At 61.7% G+C, this 18,252-nt stretch carries 20 protein-coding genes; 12 read left to right on the top strand and 8 right to left on the bottom strand.

Translation table 11 applies throughout. The features are described from left to right. Nucleotides 1-1,656, bottom strand: a complete 1,656-nt coding sequence (locus ACERJA_RS07105) for a cation acetate symporter (protein ID WP_006064952.1) — start codon at nt 1,654-1,656, stop codon at nt 1-3. Beyond that, complete coding sequence (locus ACERJA_RS07100; protein WP_373607553.1) at nt 1,653-2,078, bottom strand: DUF4212 domain-containing protein; 426 nt, start codon at nt 2,076-2,078, stop codon at nt 1,653-1,655. The genes ACERJA_RS07105 and ACERJA_RS07100 overlap by 4 nt, the downstream gene beginning before the upstream one ends. Before the next feature lie 540 nt (nt 2,079-2,618). Here ACERJA_RS07100 and ACERJA_RS07095 point away from each other — a divergent pair. Next, complete coding sequence (locus tag ACERJA_RS07095; RefSeq protein WP_373607552.1) at nt 2,619-3,758, top strand: rhodanese-like domain-containing protein; 1,140 nt, start codon at nt 2,619-2,621, stop codon at nt 3,756-3,758. A 24-nt stretch (nt 3,759-3,782) separates the two neighbouring features. Here the strand turns inward: ACERJA_RS07095 and ACERJA_RS07090 are convergent, their stop codons facing one another. Then, nucleotides 3,783-4,139, bottom strand: a complete 357-nt coding sequence (locus ACERJA_RS07090) for a nuclear transport factor 2 family protein (RefSeq protein WP_373607551.1) — start codon at nt 4,137-4,139, stop codon at nt 3,783-3,785. A 116-nt stretch (nt 4,140-4,255) separates the two neighbouring features. Here ACERJA_RS07090 and ACERJA_RS07085 point away from each other — a divergent pair, with 116 nt between their 5' ends. Both ACERJA_RS07085 and ACERJA_RS07080 read left to right on the top strand, forming a co-directional pair. Then, nucleotides 4,256-4,795 (top strand): DUF367 family protein, encoded by a 540-nt coding sequence (locus ACERJA_RS07085; protein WP_373607550.1) that lies wholly within the window; start codon nt 4,256-4,258, stop codon nt 4,793-4,795. A 96-nt stretch (nt 4,796-4,891) separates the two neighbouring features. Continuing rightward, the gene (locus tag ACERJA_RS07080) at nt 4,892-5,041 is read left to right on the top strand and encodes a 50S ribosomal protein L40e (RefSeq protein ID WP_006064957.1); all 150 of its coding nucleotides are present in this window, start codon (nt 4,892-4,894) and stop codon (nt 5,039-5,041) included. 375 nt (nt 5,042-5,416) lie between these two features. Here ACERJA_RS07080 and ACERJA_RS07075 read toward each other — a convergent pair whose 3' ends face one another. Next, a complete protein-coding gene (locus ACERJA_RS07075) occupies nt 5,417-6,085 on the bottom strand; it encodes an MBL fold metallo-hydrolase (RefSeq protein WP_373607549.1) in 669 nt (222 codons plus the stop codon). A gap of 186 nt (nt 6,086-6,271) precedes the next feature. Between ACERJA_RS07075 and ACERJA_RS07070 the strand changes: the two genes are divergently transcribed. The 6 genes from ACERJA_RS07070 (at nt 6,272) to ACERJA_RS07045 (ending at nt 11,625) form a co-directional block, all read left to right on the top strand. After that, complete coding sequence (locus ACERJA_RS07070) at nt 6,272-6,445, top strand: DUF5786 family protein (RefSeq protein WP_006064959.1); 174 nt, start codon at nt 6,272-6,274, stop codon at nt 6,443-6,445. A gap of 4 nt (nt 6,446-6,449) precedes the next feature. Further along, a complete protein-coding gene (locus ACERJA_RS07065; RefSeq protein ID WP_373607548.1) occupies nt 6,450-7,016 on the top strand; it encodes a DUF99 family protein in 567 nt (188 codons plus the stop codon). A gap of 63 nt (nt 7,017-7,079) precedes the next feature. After that, a complete protein-coding gene (locus ACERJA_RS07060) occupies nt 7,080-7,676 on the top strand; it encodes a uracil-DNA glycosylase family protein (RefSeq protein ID WP_373607547.1) in 597 nt (198 codons plus the stop codon). Nucleotides 7,677-7,895: 219 nt separating this feature from the next. Further along, complete coding sequence (gene hisH, locus ACERJA_RS07055) at nt 7,896-8,558, top strand: imidazole glycerol phosphate synthase subunit HisH (protein ID WP_373607546.1); 663 nt, start codon at nt 7,896-7,898, stop codon at nt 8,556-8,558. Nucleotides 8,559-9,499: 941 nt separating this feature from the next. Beyond that, nucleotides 9,500-10,699: a Cdc6/Cdc18 family protein gene (locus ACERJA_RS07050; protein WP_373607545.1), complete on the top strand. Its 1,200-nt coding sequence runs from the start codon at nt 9,500-9,502 to the stop codon at nt 10,697-10,699. A 92-nt stretch (nt 10,700-10,791) separates the two neighbouring features. Next, nucleotides 10,792-11,625, top strand: coding sequence for a hypothetical protein (locus ACERJA_RS07045; RefSeq protein WP_373607544.1), 834 nt, complete (start codon nt 10,792-10,794; stop codon nt 11,623-11,625). A gap of 96 nt (nt 11,626-11,721) precedes the next feature. On the opposite strand, the gene ACERJA_RS07040 is transcribed toward ACERJA_RS07045, so the two are convergent. Continuing rightward, nucleotides 11,722-12,078, bottom strand: coding sequence for a hypothetical protein (locus ACERJA_RS07040; protein ID WP_373607543.1), 357 nt, complete (start codon nt 12,076-12,078; stop codon nt 11,722-11,724). Nucleotides 12,079-12,176: 98 nt separating this feature from the next. Here ACERJA_RS07040 and ACERJA_RS07035 point away from each other — a divergent pair, with 98 nt between their 5' ends. The 3 genes from ACERJA_RS07035 to ACERJA_RS07025 all read left to right on the top strand — a co-directional run bounded on the left by ACERJA_RS07035 (nt 12,177) and on the right by ACERJA_RS07025 (nt 15,665). After that, nucleotides 12,177-13,292 carry a tRNA (guanine(26)-N(2))-dimethyltransferase gene (locus ACERJA_RS07035; RefSeq protein WP_373607542.1) on the top strand — a complete coding sequence of 372 codons (1,116 nt, stop codon included), beginning with the start codon at nt 12,177-12,179 and terminating at the stop codon, nt 13,290-13,292. Between the two features lie 90 nt (nt 13,293-13,382). Continuing rightward, on the top strand, nt 13,383-14,690 hold the full coding sequence (locus tag ACERJA_RS07030) for a YhjD/YihY/BrkB family envelope integrity protein (protein ID WP_373607541.1): 1,308 nt from the start codon (nt 13,383-13,385) through the stop codon (nt 14,688-14,690). Nucleotides 14,691-14,846: 156 nt separating this feature from the next. Then, nucleotides 14,847-15,665 carry a DUF2250 domain-containing protein gene (locus ACERJA_RS07025; protein WP_373607540.1) on the top strand — a complete coding sequence of 273 codons (819 nt, stop codon included), beginning with the start codon at nt 14,847-14,849 and terminating at the stop codon, nt 15,663-15,665. Between the two features lie 57 nt (nt 15,666-15,722). On the opposite strand, the gene ACERJA_RS07020 is transcribed toward ACERJA_RS07025, so the two are convergent. The 3 genes from ACERJA_RS07020 to ACERJA_RS07010 all read right to left on the bottom strand — a co-directional run bounded on the left by ACERJA_RS07020 (nt 15,723) and on the right by ACERJA_RS07010 (nt 18,020). Next, nucleotides 15,723-16,223 (bottom strand): hypothetical protein, encoded by a 501-nt coding sequence (locus ACERJA_RS07020; RefSeq protein ID WP_373607539.1) that lies wholly within the window; start codon nt 16,221-16,223, stop codon nt 15,723-15,725. 66 nt (nt 16,224-16,289) lie between these two features. Further along, nucleotides 16,290-16,913, bottom strand: a complete 624-nt coding sequence (locus ACERJA_RS07015; protein WP_373607538.1) for a hypothetical protein — start codon at nt 16,911-16,913, stop codon at nt 16,290-16,292. Between the two features lie 117 nt (nt 16,914-17,030). Next, nucleotides 17,031-18,020 (bottom strand): DMT family transporter, encoded by a 990-nt coding sequence (locus ACERJA_RS07010; RefSeq protein ID WP_373607537.1) that lies wholly within the window; start codon nt 18,018-18,020, stop codon nt 17,031-17,033. Between the last annotated feature and the right edge of the window lie 232 nt (nt 18,021-18,252).

Below are 18,252 nucleotides of genomic sequence, written 5' to 3'. Positions count from 1 at the left end.
TTAGTCGTCTTGTGGGGTGCCGCCGTCAGTGGCGACGTCTTCTGCCGAATCCATCTTCTCCATCGGCTTGGGGCTGTGACACTGTCGGACGAGGCGCTTGACGTCCTCCGGCGGGTCCTCGGTGAACATCGAGACGACGATGATCGTGAGCATGACCGCTGGGACACCGACGAGCGACGAGGACGTCGCAGGGACGACCGTCGCGAACGCCGGGACAATCGCGTCACCGGAGATCGCGCTGACATACTGCGGGAGGATCTCGTTGACGATCGAGCCGAAGCCGAAGAACAGCCCGACGAACATGCCGGCGATCGCACCCTCACGCGTGGCGTCTTCCCACCAGAGACCGAGGAAGAACACCGGGAAGAGGACGGTGCCAGCGAGTGCGAAGGACATCCCGACGACTTCGGCAATGAGCGCTGGCGGGTTGAGCGCCAGATACGTGACGACTGCACCGAGTCCGAGGATGGTCAGTCGACCGACGATCATCTGTTCGCGCTGGCTTGCGTCTTCTTTGTAGAGGTTCGTGTAGATGTCGTGGGCGGCGGCCGAGGACGCGGAGATGAACAGTCCGGCCGTCGTCGCCAGTCCGGCTGCAACTGCACCGGCGGCGACGATGCCGACGAGCCACTCCGGAAGTTCGGCAAGATGGACCGTGAGCACGACGAGCGTGTCGGCCTCCGTGCCGGTCATGTCGGTGTATTCGCCGACGTTCTCTTGGTAGAGCAGGGTCCCGTAGGCGGCGTAGGCGGTCGTGCCAAGGAACAGCAGGAGCGTGAAGACCAGTCCCCAGACGGTTCCCCAGCGGGCGTTGCGCTCGTTGTCAGCGGTGTAGAAACGCACGAGGACGTGTGGGAGGCCACACGTACCGGCAATCAGGCTGACACAGAGGGCGATCCAGTGGTAGTAGCCCGCGTCTTGGAACGGCTCGGTGAACTGTCGGTCGATCTCCGTCGCGACCTCCGTCGCTTGTGACCCGTACTCAATAAACGGCAGGACCGTCGACCATCCCTGCGTCCAGCCGGTCGCGTACAGACCGAGCAGGAACGCGCTGATAAGGATGATGTACTGAAAGGTCATGTTCTTGGTCGCACCCAGCATGCCCGAGAGCGCGACGTAGCCGATCGTGATCGTCATCAGCAAGACGACGCCGACCTCATACGGGACGCCGAAGATGTACTGGGCCATCAGCCCGAGGCCGTTCCCCTGAGCGATGATGTAGACGAACGCGATCAACAGCGTCGTCGTTGCCGCGATCGCCCGCCCGAGATCGGAGTAGTAGCGGTCACCGACAAAGTCGGGCGCGGTGTACTTCCCGAACCGGCGGAACTGCGCGGCCAGGAAGATCAGCAGGATGAAATACCCCGTTGTCCAGCCGACGACGTACGCCAGCCCGAAGTAGCCGAGGAAGGCAACGGTCGAAGCAACACCGAGATAGGCGGCGACGCTCATCCAGTTTGCGGCGATCGCCATCCCGTTCTCGATGCTCCCGATCGATCGACCAGCGACCCACATGTCGTCAACCGATGCGACACGGAAGAACCAACCGACGCCCAGGAACAGCGCGAGCATCGCCGCGAGCGTCAACGCCGGAATGAGTTTGAACCCGCCGTCGAAGAGGCCGGTCACGGACTCGAGCAGAACTGGCTCGATCACGCCTGTTCACCACCGTCGGCGGCGACAGCCTTGCCGGCTTCGGCCTCGGCTTCAGCCTCGGTCTCGTGGTCGATGCCGTACTGTGCATCGAGGCGGTCACGCTGCCAGGCGTACGCTGCACACAGGACGAGCGCGCCAATCGGCGAGCCGATCGCAGTCAGGAAGTAGTGCAACTGGAAGCCAAGCACTTGGGTACTCGTCATGAAATCCGTCGCGACCCACGTCGCGGTCACGGGTCCGAACGTAAACAGCATCCAGACGGCAAACAGCCCCCAGATCACCTTCAGGTGATCTTTCATAAACGGCGTTGCGGGCTTGAACATGTGGATCTTCTCGTCGAGATAGTCGACAGTGTCGTGGCCACCATCGGTCTCGAGGCGGCGCTCTTCCGTCTCAGTCGCAGCTGACTCATCAGCAGTCATCGGCTGCACTCACCCGAAATCTCGCGTGTCATGCCAGCCGACTGTGGGCCGAGCGGCCCACCCGGAGACCATAACAATTGTATACGATATTTCACTTCGTGAGATTTGTTGCCACGAATGTCACTCATGCAGGTCAGTATAGAATTATCATGATAGTTAAGTCCGTATATGCCCGCAAGACTTGCCACCAAAGCGCAGGAGGGAACAAGGGTATTGATAACTTCCCACACAAAAATATACATGATTGATTATTTTGATAATCAGTAGCACAGGCCGGCAATATCTGTTCAATCGCTCAGCTCGATTGTTCTATCATAAGTAGTATGATGGTTCCACTCATGTGAGGGTGTCTCTATGATAGGGCAACACAGATGTGCCAAACTGTAGGATCAGTAACAGCAATTCAATCGCACAGTCGTCGTTCGGTCAGATGGACACTGCCGCTCAGTGACGTCACTACCCATCTTCGTCGCACCAGTCGCCGGTGGAGCGCTCAGTAGCCGTGGGGAGACTTACGGCGATGTAAACCGAGTAGATTGTATGGTCACCACGCTCTCTGCGGACCGACTCGCAGCGCTCCAGGACGAAGAGGCTCAGTTTACGCTCGTTGACACACGTCCCGAGGAAAGTTACGAGTCGTGGCACATTTCAGGCGCAGTCCACTTCCCGTTCGGTCCTGAGGAGGAACTCGACGGACGACTCGAGGAGTTCGAAGCCCTGGTGGGCGACACCGACCGAGTGATCACCATCTGTGCGAAAGGCATCTCCTCGGGGAATCTGGCAACACAGCTCGAGTCAGCCACCGATGCGTACGACGTCCAGACAGTCGGCGATGGAATGGAAGGCTGGAGTGGCGTCTACGACCACGTCGAACTCGCAGGCGACGGGCTCAGTATCATCCAGATACAGCGTCGTGCGAAGGGATGTCTCGGCTACGTCGTCGGCTGCGAGACGACTGGCGACGCCGTCGCGGTCGACCCGACCGCAGACGTTGCGGAGTACGAGGTCGCCGCCGAAGAGAACGGGCTCACGCTGACAGGCGTCATCGATACACACGTTCACGCGGATCACATCTCCGGCGGTCCCGAACTCGCCGCTCGACTCGACGTGCCCTACTATCTCAGCGAGCGGGCCGAAGAACGCGATGTCGAACTCGAGTTCACGCCCCTCGGGCGAAACGAAGTCCTCGCGGTCGGCGAACGTGAACTCAAGGCACTGGCCACACCGGGTCACACGAGCGAGATACTCTCCATCCTGGTCGATGACGAGGCGCTGTTGACCGCCGATACGCTCCATGTCAACTCGACCGGCCGAACGGAACTCGAGTTCAGCGAGGACAAGGGGAAGCGAGGGGCGAAGCTGCTCTACGAGACCCTCCACCGGACGGTGCTTGCCGAACCCGAAAGTATCACCGTCCTCCCGGGCCACGTCACGGTCACCGCCGACGGCGAGTTCGAACATGGCGCGCCCGGCGAGGCAATTACGACGACGATCCGAGAGGCACGCACCGAGATCGATCTGCTCAGCCTCGAGCAGTCCGCGTTCGTCGACCGGATGGCCGACGCTGGCGAGAAACCAGCGAACTACAAGGAGATTATCGACCAGAACCGTGGCGCAACCGAACTGCCACCCGAAGAGCGGACGGAACTCGAGTTAGGGCCGAACAACTGTTCGGCCTGAGCCGAGTGCGAACACCGGCGCGGGTTACCGCGAATACGTCTCGAGGCGAACGATTCGGCCGCCCTCGAGGGCGAAGAAATCCGCGAAGCCAAACAGTTCTGTGCCACCATCGACCACCCGACCACGGACCGCGACGCCGGTTTCGTCGGCGATCACCGTCTCGAGGTCGTGGTTGGTGTCCGGGTTCGGCCGCCCGTCGCGCATGAACTGCACGAACGCGTCACGCCCCTCGAACGTCCGGTCGGGACGACGTTGCGTGAACTGGGGGGCGAGCAGCTCCTCGAGTGCGTCGTACTCGTGGTCGTCGAGTGCGGCGTAGTATCGTCGAGCAATGGCGGCCCCATCGCCAGGGTCTGCAGCCGTATTCGGCTCCGTGTCCATATCGGTATCTTCGTCGCCACCGACAAAAGCATCCGACTCTCGTGGACCACTCGCGTAGTCAGCCCCATTGCAGCCGTTTCGGACCCCTTTTCTCCCGCCTGCACGTATGCCTGCTCGTGGAGTGTCACGTCTACTACGAAGGCGACGACGATCCGAAGAAATGCACCGCGCGTCGCCTCGAGAAGTTCGATAAAGCAACCCTCTATCGACGAATGGAGCAAGTCCCCTACGGCGTCGTGCTCAACCCACACGCCGAGCAAGCGCTCTCGCCGGCCGACGCCGAGGATGGTCTCGGGACACTCGTCGCCCTCGACTGTTCGTGGGAGTCCGCCGAAGCGGCCTCGTTCCGGATGAACGGCGTCCACCGGGCGCTTCCGTTTCTCGTCGCCGCCAACCCCGTCAACTACGGCCGTCCGTTCCAGCTGACTACCGTCGAGGCGCTCGCCGCCGCCTGCTGTATCTTCGACGAGTACGAGGCGGCCGAGGACCTCCTCGAGCCGTTCCGCTGGGGCGAGACCTTCCTGACGCTCAACGAAGAGCCGCTGCGACGCTACAGCGAGTGTGTGGACTCGAGTGAGATCGTCGCGGTCCAGGATGACTACTTGGCTGCCGAAGACGAACAGGAGCGGGCTGACGACGCTGGCGAAACGCAGTGAGCACGACAGCAGCGACCACTGCCTGCAGTTTCGTCTGCGTCACCGGTCGGTCCCAAGACCACAGCGATTATATGCACCACGGGCTAACGGAGCGATATGGCCAGTTTCGAAGAAGCCGAGAAACGGACGCTCGAAAAAATGATCTGCATGCGCTGTAACGCTCGTAACTCCAAGGACGCAAACCGCTGTCGGAAATGCGGCTACAAGAAGCTTCGCCCAAAGGCGAAGGAAGCACGAGCCACGTAACCAACCGTCTGCGTCCGTTCTCTCGACTTTCTACAGCAAAACAGCCGGCTAGTGAGTGTGCCGTTCGGCCGACGGTTCGTCCGCGAGGCGAGCGTCGAGCGTTCGCGGAGAGACAGACGTGCTGAACGGCACGTTGACATCGAGAGCACAGCCACCCAGACGGTCCGCGGTCTCGAGTTCCCGGTACACCCCACGAAGCAGTCTGCAGTCCTGAGTTCCCGGTACACCCCACGAAGCAGTCTGCAGTCCTGAGTTCCCGGTACACCCCACGAAGCAGTCTGCAGTCCTGAGTTCTCGGTACACCCCGGGCAGGTCGCGGATACACTGACACAGACTGACTGCAGTCTGTCTCAGCCGTCGACAAGTGGGCGCGCGCTACTCGTCGGGGTATTTCGGTTCTCGCTTTTCTGCCCGCCCGAGTGCCGTCTCAACGACATCCCGAACGTCGCCGTGGAAGACACCGCCGTGGCCCGCGTACATGTGCTCGACACCGGCAGACTCGCTTCGCTCGTCTCCCGAGGTCGCACTCGCACCGCTCGCGCGACCGCCGTCGGGCAGTCGCTCGAGAAGGGTCTCGATGCTCTCGATGAGTCGCTCACGGGACTGGCCGGCCATGTCAGTACGGCCGAAACTCCCGTAGTCGAACGCGCCATCGTCGTGGACGACGACGTCGCCCGAAAACAGCGATGTCTCGGAGACAAACGAGACGTGGTCGTCGGCATGGCCCGGCGTGTAGACGACGTCGAACGCCTCGTCACCGATCGTGACCGTGTCGCCGTCATCGATCGTGTGTGTTCGAAGCGGATGCTCAGCGTAGGCGTAGACGTCGGGATCGAACGCCTCACAGACCGCCTCGAGTTGGGCGACGTGATCGCCGTGTTGATGCGTCACAACGACGGCGTCGAGTTCGTCGGTATAGGTTCGAATCTCGTCGACGACGCCGTCCCACGCGCCAGCATCGACCAGTGTCGTCTCCTCGCCAACTGCCAGAAACGCGTTACAGGTGAACGTCTCTGCAGGTTCGGTGACGTGATGGATGTCCATACACGACGGCTCGAGGCCCGGACTCAAAATGGTGCCGTCCCGCTGTCTGGTACCGTCGTCCTGCCGGGGCTCATGTCCAGACCGGCGTTCACAGGCCCGCACGAATGAAAAGAAGGGAGACGACATGGTAAATGGTATTGGTTGACACACGAGATTTTTTAGCTCCAAGCACGAGGGTACTACTGTATGGGATTCGGGAGCTACGACGAATCCGAACAGCAAGAAGTCGACGCAGATTTTGACGACGACGACGCGGTACAATCTAGCGAAAACAGCCACGACGGAGAGATCGAGTTCGAAAACGGCGCCTCAAGCGACGAGTTGCTCGATCGGCTCCAAGAGATCAAAGACGAGAGCTGAGCAGATGAAGCCCGGAGCGCGGGCGCTGGGAATTGCCGAGTCGTTCGGTCGCGACGACGAACGGAGCACGCTCGCCGGTGCCGTCGTCCGTGCCGACCGTGTCCTCGACGGGCTCGCATACCGTGCGTGTACCGTTGGCGGCACCGACGCGACCGACGCCGTCGCCGGGCTCGTCGGCGATCTCGGACGTCCCGACGTCCAGTACGTGCTGGTCGGCGCCGTCGCCCCCGCGTGGTACAACCTTCTCGATGTTCCGACGATACACGAGCGTGCCGACCGTCCAGTGATTGCCGTCACGTTCGAGGCAAGCGACGGCCTCGAGACCGGCCTTCGGGAGGCGTTTTCCGGCTCCGCGCTCGAGGCCCGCCTCGAGCGCTATCGCTCGCTGCCCGACCGCCAGGCCGTGTCGGTCAACGACGAGACCGTCTACATCAGACACATCGGCTGTGAGGCCGACGAGGCAGCTGCAGTCGTCCGCGCGTTTACACCCGAAGGCGGCCGCCCGGAGCCGATTCGGGTGGCTCGGCAGGCCGCTCGAGCCGGTGATTCGTACGCTCGGTCGCTCGCGTGATCCTGACGGCACCTAGACACTGTGACCCGAAAGACGTAGGAGGCGGCCGTCTGTGCCACCAGTATGGAAGAGATGGATGGACTCTGTGTCGGCGAATGTACGCGGTGTCCGGCGCTCGTCGATTCACGGAGCCGGATCGTCAACGGAACCGGGCCCGAGGACGCCGACATGCTGTTTATCGGCGAAGGGCCAGGTGCACAGGAAGACAAAAAGGGCGAACCGTTCGTCGGTCGCAGCGGCACCGTCCTCGACGACGGCCTTCGGAACGTCGGCCTCGCGCGTGCGGACGTCAGGATTACGAACTGCGTCCGCTGTCGACCGCCGGAGAATCGCGATCCGACAACCGACGAACTCGAGCACTGTCGAGGCTACCTCGATCAGGAGATTGACCGCCTCGATCCGGACGTGATTATCACGCTGGGAAAAGTCCCCAGCGAGCACTTGCTCGACCGCTCCGTGGCGATCACGAACGAGGCAGGTTCGCTCGAGGAAGTTCGTATCGAGGGGACGCCACGACGTGTCTTGCTCTGTGTCCACCCAGCAGCGACGCTGTACGACCGCAGTCAGGAGGAAACGTTCGCAAACGCCCTCGAGCGGGCAGCAGAACTCGCAGACGTGGGCGATAGCGACAGTGGACAGACACGGCTCGACGGATTCTAGCTCCGTTCGTCGCTCGTGGGGGCTACCTCCGTTCGTCGCTCGATGGAACCACCTCTGTTCATCGCCAATGAGGGGTAGTTCCGTTCGCTGAAGCCATCGTTCGAGCGTCGCGGTCTCGCGTGTCGTCGTCTCCACCACCTACTGCACGACTGTCGTCGTCTACTCACTCCCGGTTGCACGAAAGGTAATTGACTTCAACACGCCACCACGAGTAGGCGTATGAGCAGCGCTTCGTCTTCACAGGAGCAGTCGGTTGCGTCCGTCGTCGTCGTCGACTACGGGCTGGGGAACCTACGCAGTGTCACCCGTGGCTTAGAACGCGCGGGTGCAGACGTCGAAATCACCGACGATCCGAACGCCTTCGCCGATGCCGATGGTGTTGTCTTACCGGGCGTCGGCGCGTTCCGCGAGGGGGTCGAGAACGCCGATCCGCTTCGAGAGGACCTCCTCGAGGTCGCAGCCGACGGCACCCCCCTGTTCGGGATCTGTCTCGGCATGCAGATGCTGTTGACGACGAGCGAGGAAGGCGAAACCGACGGCGACTCAGCCGTCCAGGGGCTCGATCTGATTCCGGGCACTAACGTCCGATTCGCCGAAGGCCAGAAGGTCCCACACATGGGCTGGAACGAACTCAACGTCGAACGCGATCACCCGCTGGTCGAGGGCGTCGACGGACAGTACGCCTACTTCGTCCACTCCTACTACGCCGTTCCCGACGACGAGGGCGCGACGGTTGCGACGACCGACTACGAACTCGAGTTCCCCTCGATCATCGCCAACGACGATGGGACCGTCTTCGGGACGCAGTTCCACCCCGAAAAAAGCGGCGAGACGGGACTGCAGATCCTGCGGAACTTCGTCGACATCTGCGCTGCGGAGTAAGCCGCGCAGAAGGTGACCGGTCGGGAGCAGTCTTCTTTCACCCTGATTTTGAGATCCGTTTCACCGTCGTGCTAGCTGTGACTGGACGCCGAAAAAACGTACGACAGGGCGACGATGTCTCGAAGTCGACGGCCAACCGGCGGTGGAAAAACAGTGGAGAGACACACCCCGGAGTGCCGCTGTATAGCGTCGAGAGAGGGAGTGGATACTCAGTCGGGTAGAGCGAATCGGTTAGAATAAGGAGAGAAGTAACATCAATCTAGTAGCTTCGTTTAATCAAATACAAAACTACTAAATACAGCACCTGTGTCAAAGTCCATTGGCTATAGTGAACGTTATTAGTTCACGGATCGTGAACGATAGCTCCGGTCTCGAGTCGATTTGAACCCACAGTTTTCTTTTTGTGCTCTGCTCTTGAGGGTGGGTAACTCACCATCCCGAAAGCCGTATTACTGCCCTGACACGCTGGTCGATGGTTCCGGACAGCGCTAATCAATCCATCACCAGTCCAGCAGAACCCCCGTTTCAGATCGATACCTCCCCTCGGATCGATACAGCGGCACCGCGGGGTGTGTGTGTCTATATACAGCGGCACCGAGGGGTGTCAAACGACGGGCTGGATTCCTATAGAAATCCTTTTGAATCCATACAGCGGAATTACGGTATCTCCGCTTGAGCGACCCTGGGATGCTTGCTTCTCCCCAGTGACAATCGACCTCACGATACAGCGGCACTCCGGGGTCTGTCGGCTATACAGCGGAAATCCGGGGTCCACCGTCATCTATACAGCGGAAACTCGGGGTCTCCTTTTGTCTATACAGCGGCACTAAGGGGTGTCGTTTGCGCGCCTCAGACACTCACACGCCGGAATCCTGTCTAATACAGCGGCAGTCAGGTTCCGAACGCTTAAGACACCTCCGAATAGTATTCACGACAATTGAATGTCGGACGCCACGGACTACTTCGGGAGCGAAAACGAGATTTTCCAGAACAAAGAGCTCCTGCAGGTTTCACACCTTCCCGACGGCGACCGGATCATCGGTCGTGAAGACGAACTCACGAACCTCGCGAACGCAATCAAACCGGCGACTCGAGGCAACACGCCGAACAACGTCCTCGTCTACGGGAAGACAGGAACCGGAAAGTCGCTGTGCTCGAAGTTCATCACGAATCAGGCGATCGAGCGCGCGAAGAACAACGAGGTTTCGATCGGGGTCGCCTACGTCGACTGCCTACAGGAGTCGACGGAGACCCAGGCCGTCCAGTCGACCGGCCATCAGCTCAACGACCAGGACGAAACGGGGATTTCGATCCCCCACTCGGGGCTGAGTACGTCCGAATACTATCGTCGGCTGTGGCGGATTGTCGACAGCCGCTACGACGTCGCCCTGATCATTTTAGACGAGGTCGACAAAATCGAAGACGACGATATCCTGATGCAGCTCTCGCGTGCGGTCGAATCCGGCAAACTCACCGAGAGCACGGTCGGTGTCATCGGCATCTCGAACAAGGTCCGGTACAAAGACTCGCTGGACGAGCGAATCAAATCGAGTCTCTGTGAACGCGAGTACGTCTTCTCGCCGTACGACGCAAACCAGATCCGGGAGATCCTGCGCTCTCGTTCGGATGCGTTCCACGAGGGTGTCCTCGAGGACGGCGTCGTCCCGCGCGTGGCGGCGCTTGCGGCGCGCGAACACGGTGACGCGCGAAAGGCGATCGACATCCTGCGGTTTGCCGGCGAGATCGCCGAGGAGAACGACCTCGAGTCGGTCACCGAGGCCTGCGTCGATCAGGCCCACGAACGCGAGGAGACCAGCCGCCTCGCCGAACTCATCTCGAAAAGTCCGAGTCACGCGAAACTCGTTCTCGAGGCGATGGCGCTGCTCACCCAGCAAAAGGAGGGTGACGACGTCCCGGTCAAAACCAACGAAGCGTACGACCTCTACAAACGGCTCTGTGATCGCGACCAGTCGGACCACCTCAAGCTCCGCCGGGTACGGGACATCCTCTCGGAACTCGAGTTCCTCTCGATCATCGAACAGGAGCGCAAGTGGGCCGGCAAAGGGAAAGGCAACTATATGGAAAACCGGCTGATCGACGATCCAGAGGTCATCATCGCAGCCTGCAACGAGTCCGACTGACGGCAGCCGTTCATCCACTATCGGCTGTCGGCGCGCAAGTCCATCGACAGCGCAGGTCAGGTTTTATACTGATTCACCCGGTGTACACAGGTATGCACGGCATTCTCACAGCAGATCGGGACCTCGCTCGAGCCGACCTCGGTGATGTCACACACTTTTTCGCCGACTCCGTCGACGGCACACGCCGCGAGCCGCTTGCGGGCGCGGCCAACTCCATCGCCTGCTGGGGCGACACGGCAACCGTCCGTGACGAACCAGCGCGCGCCGCCGTGACGGCCGACGGAACGCGTGCGACGCCCGATGCGGAGGGACACGACTGGGGCACCGTCTGCCCGACCGATCCTGACTACCGCGCCGCGTTACTCGAGCGAATCGAGCGAGTCGGCGCGGTGGGTGACGTCCGACTCACGACACCTGGATTCCCCGGCGCGTCGTTCTGTCACTGCGAGCGCTGTGATCGGGAGTTCGCCGCGAGCGACCACGAGGAGCGCGACGCGTGGCGAACCGCGGTCATCACTGATTTCGTCGCCGCCGCGGCGGAGTGCGTCGAGGGTGACCTCCTCGCGACACTCTACCCAGATCCCTACCCCGGAAACCTTCGGGAACGCGCCGGCCTCGAGCCCAGCGCGCTCGCTCCGTTCGTCGACGAGTTCGTCGTCCCCCTCTGTGATGTCGGCTACGGGACGACCTACTGGGTGGAGTCGTTGGCGCGTGGTTTCGCTCACGAGCTCGAGGACCTTGAGGTGGACCTCACGATCCAGCTCTCGGCGGACGGCGTCGACGCCGATCGACTCGTGGGACTGACACAGCAGCTCGAGGCTCACGCGGATACCATCGTCTACGGCACGTACCCGGACGATGCAGATACTGTCCGAGACGTTATTCGGCGCGTTCGCGAGGCAGACACACCAGCGCTCACCGTCTGATACGGTCTGCTGTACCGATCACGGGCGGCGGGGCTGGTGAGCAGCGGTCACTGACTCCAGCAGTCCGTCTGAGCGCGAAAACACGGCACTGTTCGATTACAATAGCTCGCGCACGTCTGAGTACCACATATCGTGGTAGTCGACGTGACCGACCCGGCGGGCGATCGCGACGGCGAGGGCGTGCCAACAGCGGTCAGTTGGGTCGTCGGGATCGAGATTGTACTCGCTGTCCTTGCAGGTACAGCCGCCGTCTTCGACGATATACTCATCGTCGTAGCCGACGACGATCGTAAAATCGCGGTAGGCCTTCACTCGGTTCTCGCTGACGGCCTCGATCGCGCGCACCCCACGGTCGCCGTGGATGCGCGTGATCTGCTCGACGATCTCGGGCGTGAGTTTCCCCGTCTCCTCGAGCTCCGCCTGCCATCGCTCGACTGGGTTGGCCTTCGGCACGACCGGAACTGTGTCCCGAACTGTAAAATCGGTTTGGTTGTGCGAACGATTCCGTTCGAGACCACACTGCTTTTCGCTCGCTACCGACGAGGGAGTGTATGCGCGTCACCGAGGGCGGGGTCGAACTCGAGGTCCCCGGCGAACAGACCGAGGGCGTCGAGGAATCAGTATTTTACAACCCGCGACAGGAACTGAACCGGGATCTGACGATCGCAACGCTGCGGGCCTATCGTGACCGTGAGGACCGCGCCGAGACGTATCTCGATGCGATGACAGCAAGCGGCATCCGTGGTGTTCGGGCGGCCGCCGACGGCTGGGACGTGACCTGCTGTGACGTCAACGAGGAGGCAGTCGACCTCGCACGAGCGAACCTCGTGCGAAACGATCTCGAGGCAACCGTCGAACACCGGAACGTCAACGCGCTCATGCACGATGGGGTGTACGACGTGATCGATCTCGATCCGTACGGGACGCCGATGCCGTTCGCCGATGCGGCGTTTTCGAACTGCCGAGACCTGCTCTGTGTTACCGCGACCGATACCGCGCCGATGTGTGGCGCTCACTTCAACAGCGGTGTCCGATCGTACTCTGCGGTACCCCAGAACACCGATTACCACGCCGAAATGGGCGCCCGAATTCTCATCTCTGCGCTCGCCCGCAGTGGCGCTCGCTTCGACGTCGGCGTCGAGCCGATCCTGACTCATGCGACCAGCCACTACGTCCGCACCTATCTCGAACTCGAGCACAAACCCACCGCTGCGGATGCAGCGATCGACGAACTGGGCTACATCTACCACTGTGAGGACTGTCTCTACCGCGAGACAGACGTGGGGATGATCGCCGACCCGCTCGAGACGTGTCCACACTGTGGCGGCAGCCGACTGCTCACCGCCGGACCGGTCTGGCTTGGCCCGATTCAGGAGCCGGAGTTCGTCACCGCAGTCCGTAATGAAATCCCCTATACGTTCGACACCGCACCAGCGGCTCGCGAACTCTGTGACACGCTCGCGGCCGAACTCGAGGAGCCGACCCACTATGACCAGCACAAACTCTGTCGCAACTGGGGGCTGCCGGCCAATGCGATGGACGAGTTCCTCGCGGATCTACAGGCCGCTGGCTTCGAGGCGTCGAAAGCCCACTACGGCGGGACGACGTTCAAAACCGACGCCAGCGTCGGCGAAATTCGCGCAGCGACTGAACACAACCTCGTCTAACACTCCGCTTTCTCTCCCGCATCTGCTCACAGTTTCAGATAACGATTCCGACACGACCGCATATTGCCCTGGCCGCCGATATGGACGGACGTGATCGACTACAGACAGGGTCTTAAGATCGCGCGTGACGTCGCCATCCTCGCGCGCAACGAGCAGCTGACGCTGTTGGCGGCCGGCGTCGCCTTCTATGGGTTCATCTCGCTCATTCCGTTAGCCCTCCTCGGGCTGGGGATCACCGCCTCGATCGGCGGGGAGGCGCTTGCGGAGCAGCTGACCGACGCCGTCAGCGACGTGCTCACGCCGTCAGCACAGGAACTGCTCGCCGAGACGGTCCTCGATGAGACTGGACGACAGAGCGCGACCGTGTTCGGGGCACTTGGCCTGTTGTGGGGAGCAAGTCGGGTGCTCCGTGGGATCGATCGGGCGTTCTCAGAAGTGTACGGCACTGCTGGATCAAAATCGCTGCTCGACACGATCTGGGACGCGACGATCGTCTTCGTCGTGATCGGGTTCGGGCTGACCATCGTCGCCATCCTCGAGGTGGTGATCCGATTCGTGCCGTTTGTCGGCGTCAGCGTTCTCGGACCAATCTTCGTCGTGGTCGGGCTCATCGTGACGTTCCTGCCGCTGTACGTCATTTTCCCGGACTCGGGTATCGATGTCCGTGAGGCGCTGCCCGGGACGGTCGTGGCCGCGATTGGCTGGTTCGTACTGAGCCGAACGTTCTCGCTGTATACGACGTTTGCGACCGAGTACGCCGTCTATGGCGCACTGGGAGCGGTCTTTCTGGTGCTCATCTGGCTCTACATCGGCGCGATCATTCTCGTCTTCGGGGCGATCCTCAACGCAGTCCTTGCCAGCCGTGACATGGATCGGCAGCTACAAAGTCCCGGCGTGCGACAGGTTCCAACAGAAGCGATGACCGACGACGCCACGGGTGACGACGAGGGGGCGACGGAGGACCACGCAGCAACGGGTGCAGAAACCGGGACGAGCGCCCGCGTAAGCGCCCGAACGCGGGACCGATCCGACGATCCCGAAGCACTCCGCGAAGAGATCGAGCGGCTGCGCGACCGCGTCGAGTCGTTCGAAGACAACGTCGAGCGCCGGACTGTCAAGAAAGAGTCGCTCCAGAGCGAGCTCAAACGCTACGTCCGCCGCCGGGTCCGCCACGGTCACGCCCGCGACTGGGGGCCGTATCTCGTCTTGTTGTACGGGACAGCGATGTCCATCGCGGCGTTTTATTTCCTTTCGGGCGGCTGGGCGATCCTTGCGCTGCTCGTCGTCTGGACGTCAACGCTCGGCGTCTACGTGCTGATGGTGCTGTTCGGGTTCGGGATCTCCCTGCTCGATATCCCCGGCCGCGTCCGTGATCTCGTCGGCGAGCGCCGCTCCTGAGCCAGCACTGTTTTGCTCACCTGTCTCTGTTTTGCACTCATTACGGCAGGGTGAAACCGTTGCCCGGGACATCTGACCCCGCTCTCGAACTGTTGTGAGAGTGACCATCAGCGAGCGCAATCAGTATATCCGAGCCAATCTAATGACGGACAACTGATGGTCGTTTCACGGGCAGAAATCGAACGACTGCGGACCGAGGCCGACACCATTTTCACGCGTCTCGAGCGAGTCACTGCGGCCCTCGAGCGGGCCCGTTCGGAAGCCGGCGACCACTGGGACCGGCGGGAACTCGACCTTGACCTCGAGACGCCGACCGGCGAGACGATCGGCGTGACGCTCGATCTCGACTGCAGTGCGGCCGAAAACGCTCAAAAGCGGTACGAACGCGCGAGTGAACTCGAGTCAGCACTCGAGCGACGCGAAGCCGTCGCGGGGAAGCTGGCGCCGGTTCCCGCGGAGCCACTCGCCTATCTCGTCCTCTATCACCTCGCGGCGATCGACGGCGACGGCTCGCGGTCGATGGCGGGCGATCTGGACGCTGACCACGACCGCGTCGCCGATCACTGTACCGAACTCGTCTCGAGTGGGCTCGTCGCTGTCGATCGCGAGCAGACGCCGACGACGTATCGACTCACGGATGACGGGCGAGGCGTACTCGACTTTCTCGCCGACCGTGACGGGAAGGAAACGTTCCTTCGGTGGCTTGACGACCCGCGAACGCTCGCTCGCCGTCTCTCTCGCGGTGGACCCGACTATCCACGGATGACCGCCGCCGAACTCGGGCTGGAGCTGGCACACGTCCGCCACTGCTACCGGGCGATGGAGGCGATTGGGCTCGTAAGAATATACGAGGGATCGATCATCAAGGGAACTGAACGGAAACTCAAACCAAAAACCGAGACCCACCGAAAACACACGTACTACGTGACCACGGACGTGACAGACCGGATTCTGCGCGACCTCGAGGACGCGTGAGCTTCGAACGGGCGGCCCCGATCGCAAAGCGGTGGCCAGCCCAGCACACGGCCCCAGTCACTCCGTCTCGTCTCGATTGTCGGCCTCAGGGTCGGTTTTGGATCCGCGATCGGCGTCGCGGACGGCGTCCGGGTCGACGGCTGCGTCGGTCTGGGTACCGACCGTCTGATTCGCTCCTGCCAGTTTCGTTGGATCGACCTCGAGTCCGCGGTCCATCGTCTCCTCGTCGGCCCCGGTTCTGGTTGCGCCGTGTTGGGTATCCGTGGCGTCTCTAGCGCCCGGTTCGGCCTCGGTGTCGGTCGCGAAATCGTTTGCTGGGAGTCCGCCCTCGAGCCGAACCACCTCGTCGGTAATCTCGCAAACGGCGTCGGGGTCGAGTGGATAGGTGACGTCGCCAACGTCATCCCAGCCAATCGAGGAGTTGATCGATTTGATCGCGTCTGCAGCGGGCCTGACGTGCGCCCCGTCGTCGTCAATCGTCGTAATGACGCCGACGTCTTCGCCGGCAGCGTTCTCGACGCGCTTGCCGATATCGTCGGCTGTAATCACTCTACACATACGCGGTGTTACCAGTAGCCGAAAAGAAGACAGTGATGCCTGCAGTCGTCAGGGACGACTCGAGTGTTACTGATCGAAGCCAGGTTCCATGTAGAACGCGGCAACGAGTGCAACGACGCCGACGAACCCGGCGAGCATCAGGCCAGCCATTCCGGCGACGATGTTGAGTTCTGGCCCGACGGCGAGCAGCGCCATTTCCTGATACCCTGTCCAGGCAAACACCAGTGCAAAGAGGAAGCTGAGTCCCGAGACAACGGCGGCTCCAATCTGAAAGCGGCTGTTGAACGGACCGACACCGCTCGAGTCCGCAGCCGAGTTGGCAACCGATCCCGTCCCACCGTTAGTTCGATTCGGGTCCTCCGGGTCGGTTTCGGGAGCGGGCTCATCGTCGCCGTCGGCGTCCGCGTGGTCCGCCGATTCATCTGCCGTCGGGGTCGGCGCGTTCGCTCTCGAGAATCCGTCGGCGAGGTGGACGCGCGTCTCGGAAATCTCGCGGACGTCAGCTTCGTGGAGGATGAACGGACCACCGATCTCCTCCCATCCGAAGCGGGCTTTGATCGCATCAACGACGTCGGGTGCGGGTTCGACGCGAGCCGTTGCCGTGTCGAGTGACGCAACGGTTCCGATTACCTTTCCGTCGGCACGCTCGACTGGCTTTCCGACATCGTCGTCTGTAAACGTTGCACACATAGATAATCCGACCGGTTTAGCGGGAAAGGCCGTAAACCCTCTGGTTCGTCGTGGGTTCGGGAACGCTTCGGCGACCGTCACATAGCCCGCCACCTCGACGGAGTGAAAGCCTCGATTTCAATCGGACCGGAAGCCTCGAGGCTCCTCAGCGACCGACGTTCGTTCATCGGCAACCGGCGTCTCGACGACCGTCTCGGGGAGCCACGATCGAACGTCGATGGAGTTGCTCCCCAGCACGGCGAAGCCGGTGAAGATCAGCAGGAACCCGACGACGGCAAGCGGTGCGATGGCCTCTCCCAGTAGCGCCCAGCCGCCCAGCGTTGCGACGACCGGGACGACATAGAAGATCAGGTTCGCCTGAATCGCGCCCGTCGACTCGAGGAGCCCGAAGTAGGCGATGTAGGCGAGGACACCGGCGACGAGGCTGACGTATGCGAGTGCGATGAGCGCGTTCGAGGACCACGTGATCGCAGTCATCGACTCGCCGGCCGACAGCGCAAAGCCGTGCGAGAGCGCCGCGGCGATGGGCAGCCCCCACGCAACCCGAACCGTACTCGAGAGCGTTGCACTCGAGCCGACACGGCGGATGAGGACGGCTCCAAGCGCCGCACTGACTGCGCCGGCAAACAGGATCGCACGGCCGATGGCGTCACCACCAAGTAGGTTCGCGGGGTCTGGGCTGACCACGAGCGCGACGCCGATGAGCCCGAGGACAAGTCCGACCGCACCGCGAGGAGAGAGGCGCTCGTCGGAGAGGAGAACGGCTGCAAACACCGGCGTCAGGATCGGGTTGAGGCTGAAGACGATCGCGCCGACAGCGCTGGTCGCGTACTGCTGGCCGACGAAGATGAGTGCGTTCGCCAGCCCGATCACGAGCACACCGGTCGCGAGAATGCCGACGACGTCACCCCGCGTCTTGGGTCGCAGTTCCTCACGCGAGGCGGTTACGGCGACATAACCCAGCATGACGAGCGCCGCGATGTCGAACCGCAGTGCGACGAACAAAAGCGGTGGGAAGTACTCGAGACCAGCTTTTGCAGCGACGAACGTCCCGCCAAAGAACAGACTCGAGAGGATGAAAAACCCGAGCGTACGACGGTCGATCACGGACTCACCTCGGTTCGGCGTTCGTACAACAATTTTGCTGATCGGTGACCGATCAACATGGAGGAAGCGGGTTGCATCTTAGAAACAAATATGGGTGCTAGGGTTATAGTTTCGTTCAGAAAATGTGTTGCAGCGAGAAACGCTTCCGTACCCAGACAGGAGTTGATCGGCGTCGTACACTCGCACACTATGAAAGTATTTCACGGTGCGAAAGCACTATGATGCAACAGTG

It is taken from the genome of Natronorubrum sp. A-ect3 (assembly GCF_041821125.1).
In the GTDB taxonomy this organism is placed as follows: Archaea; Halobacteriota; Halobacteria; order Halobacteriales; family Natrialbaceae; genus Natronorubrum; species Natronorubrum bangense.
The sequence above is the reverse complement of the archived record's forward strand: the minus strand, read 5'-3'. Positions and strand labels throughout refer to the sequence as shown.

Excerpts from the sequence above, each read along its gene's own strand:
- ACERJA_RS07035 (WP_373607542.1), top strand. The coding sequence starts at position 12,177 with ATGCGCGTCACCGAGGGCGGGGTCGAACTCGAGGTCCCCGGCGAACAG.
- ACERJA_RS07065 (WP_373607548.1), top strand. The coding sequence starts at position 6,450 with ATGAAGCCCGGAGCGCGGGCGCTGGGAATTGCCGAGTCGTTCGGTCGC.
- ACERJA_RS07025 (WP_373607540.1), top strand. The coding sequence starts at position 14,847 with ATGGTCGTTTCACGGGCAGAAATCGAACGACTGCGGACCGAGGCCGAC.
- ACERJA_RS07060 (WP_373607547.1), top strand. The coding sequence starts at position 7,080 with ATGGAAGAGATGGATGGACTCTGTGTCGGCGAATGTACGCGGTGTCCG.
- ACERJA_RS07080 (WP_006064957.1), top strand. The coding sequence starts at position 4,892 with ATGGCCAGTTTCGAAGAAGCCGAGAAACGGACGCTCGAAAAAATGATC.
- hisH (WP_373607546.1), top strand. The coding sequence starts at position 7,896 with ATGAGCAGCGCTTCGTCTTCACAGGAGCAGTCGGTTGCGTCCGTCGTC.
- ACERJA_RS07050 (WP_373607545.1), top strand. The coding sequence starts at position 9,500 with ATGTCGGACGCCACGGACTACTTCGGGAGCGAAAACGAGATTTTCCAG.
- ACERJA_RS07020 (WP_373607539.1), bottom strand. The coding sequence starts at position 16,223 with ATGTGTAGAGTGATTACAGCCGACGATATCGGCAAGCGCGTCGAGAAC.
- ACERJA_RS07070 (WP_006064959.1), top strand. The coding sequence starts at position 6,272 with ATGGGATTCGGGAGCTACGACGAATCCGAACAGCAAGAAGTCGACGCA.
- ACERJA_RS07100 (WP_373607553.1), bottom strand. The coding sequence starts at position 2,078 with ATGACTGCTGATGAGTCAGCTGCGACTGAGACGGAAGAGCGCCGCCTC.
- ACERJA_RS07015 (WP_373607538.1), bottom strand. The coding sequence starts at position 16,913 with ATGTGTGCAACGTTTACAGACGACGATGTCGGAAAGCCAGTCGAGCGT.
- ACERJA_RS07090 (WP_373607551.1), bottom strand. The coding sequence starts at position 4,139 with ATGGACACGGAGCCGAATACGGCTGCAGACCCTGGCGATGGGGCCGCC.
- ACERJA_RS07095 (WP_373607552.1), top strand. The coding sequence starts at position 2,619 with ATGGTCACCACGCTCTCTGCGGACCGACTCGCAGCGCTCCAGGACGAA.
- ACERJA_RS07045 (WP_373607544.1), top strand. The coding sequence starts at position 10,792 with ATGCACGGCATTCTCACAGCAGATCGGGACCTCGCTCGAGCCGACCTC.
- ACERJA_RS07075 (WP_373607549.1), bottom strand. The coding sequence starts at position 6,085 with ATGGACATCCATCACGTCACCGAACCTGCAGAGACGTTCACCTGTAAC.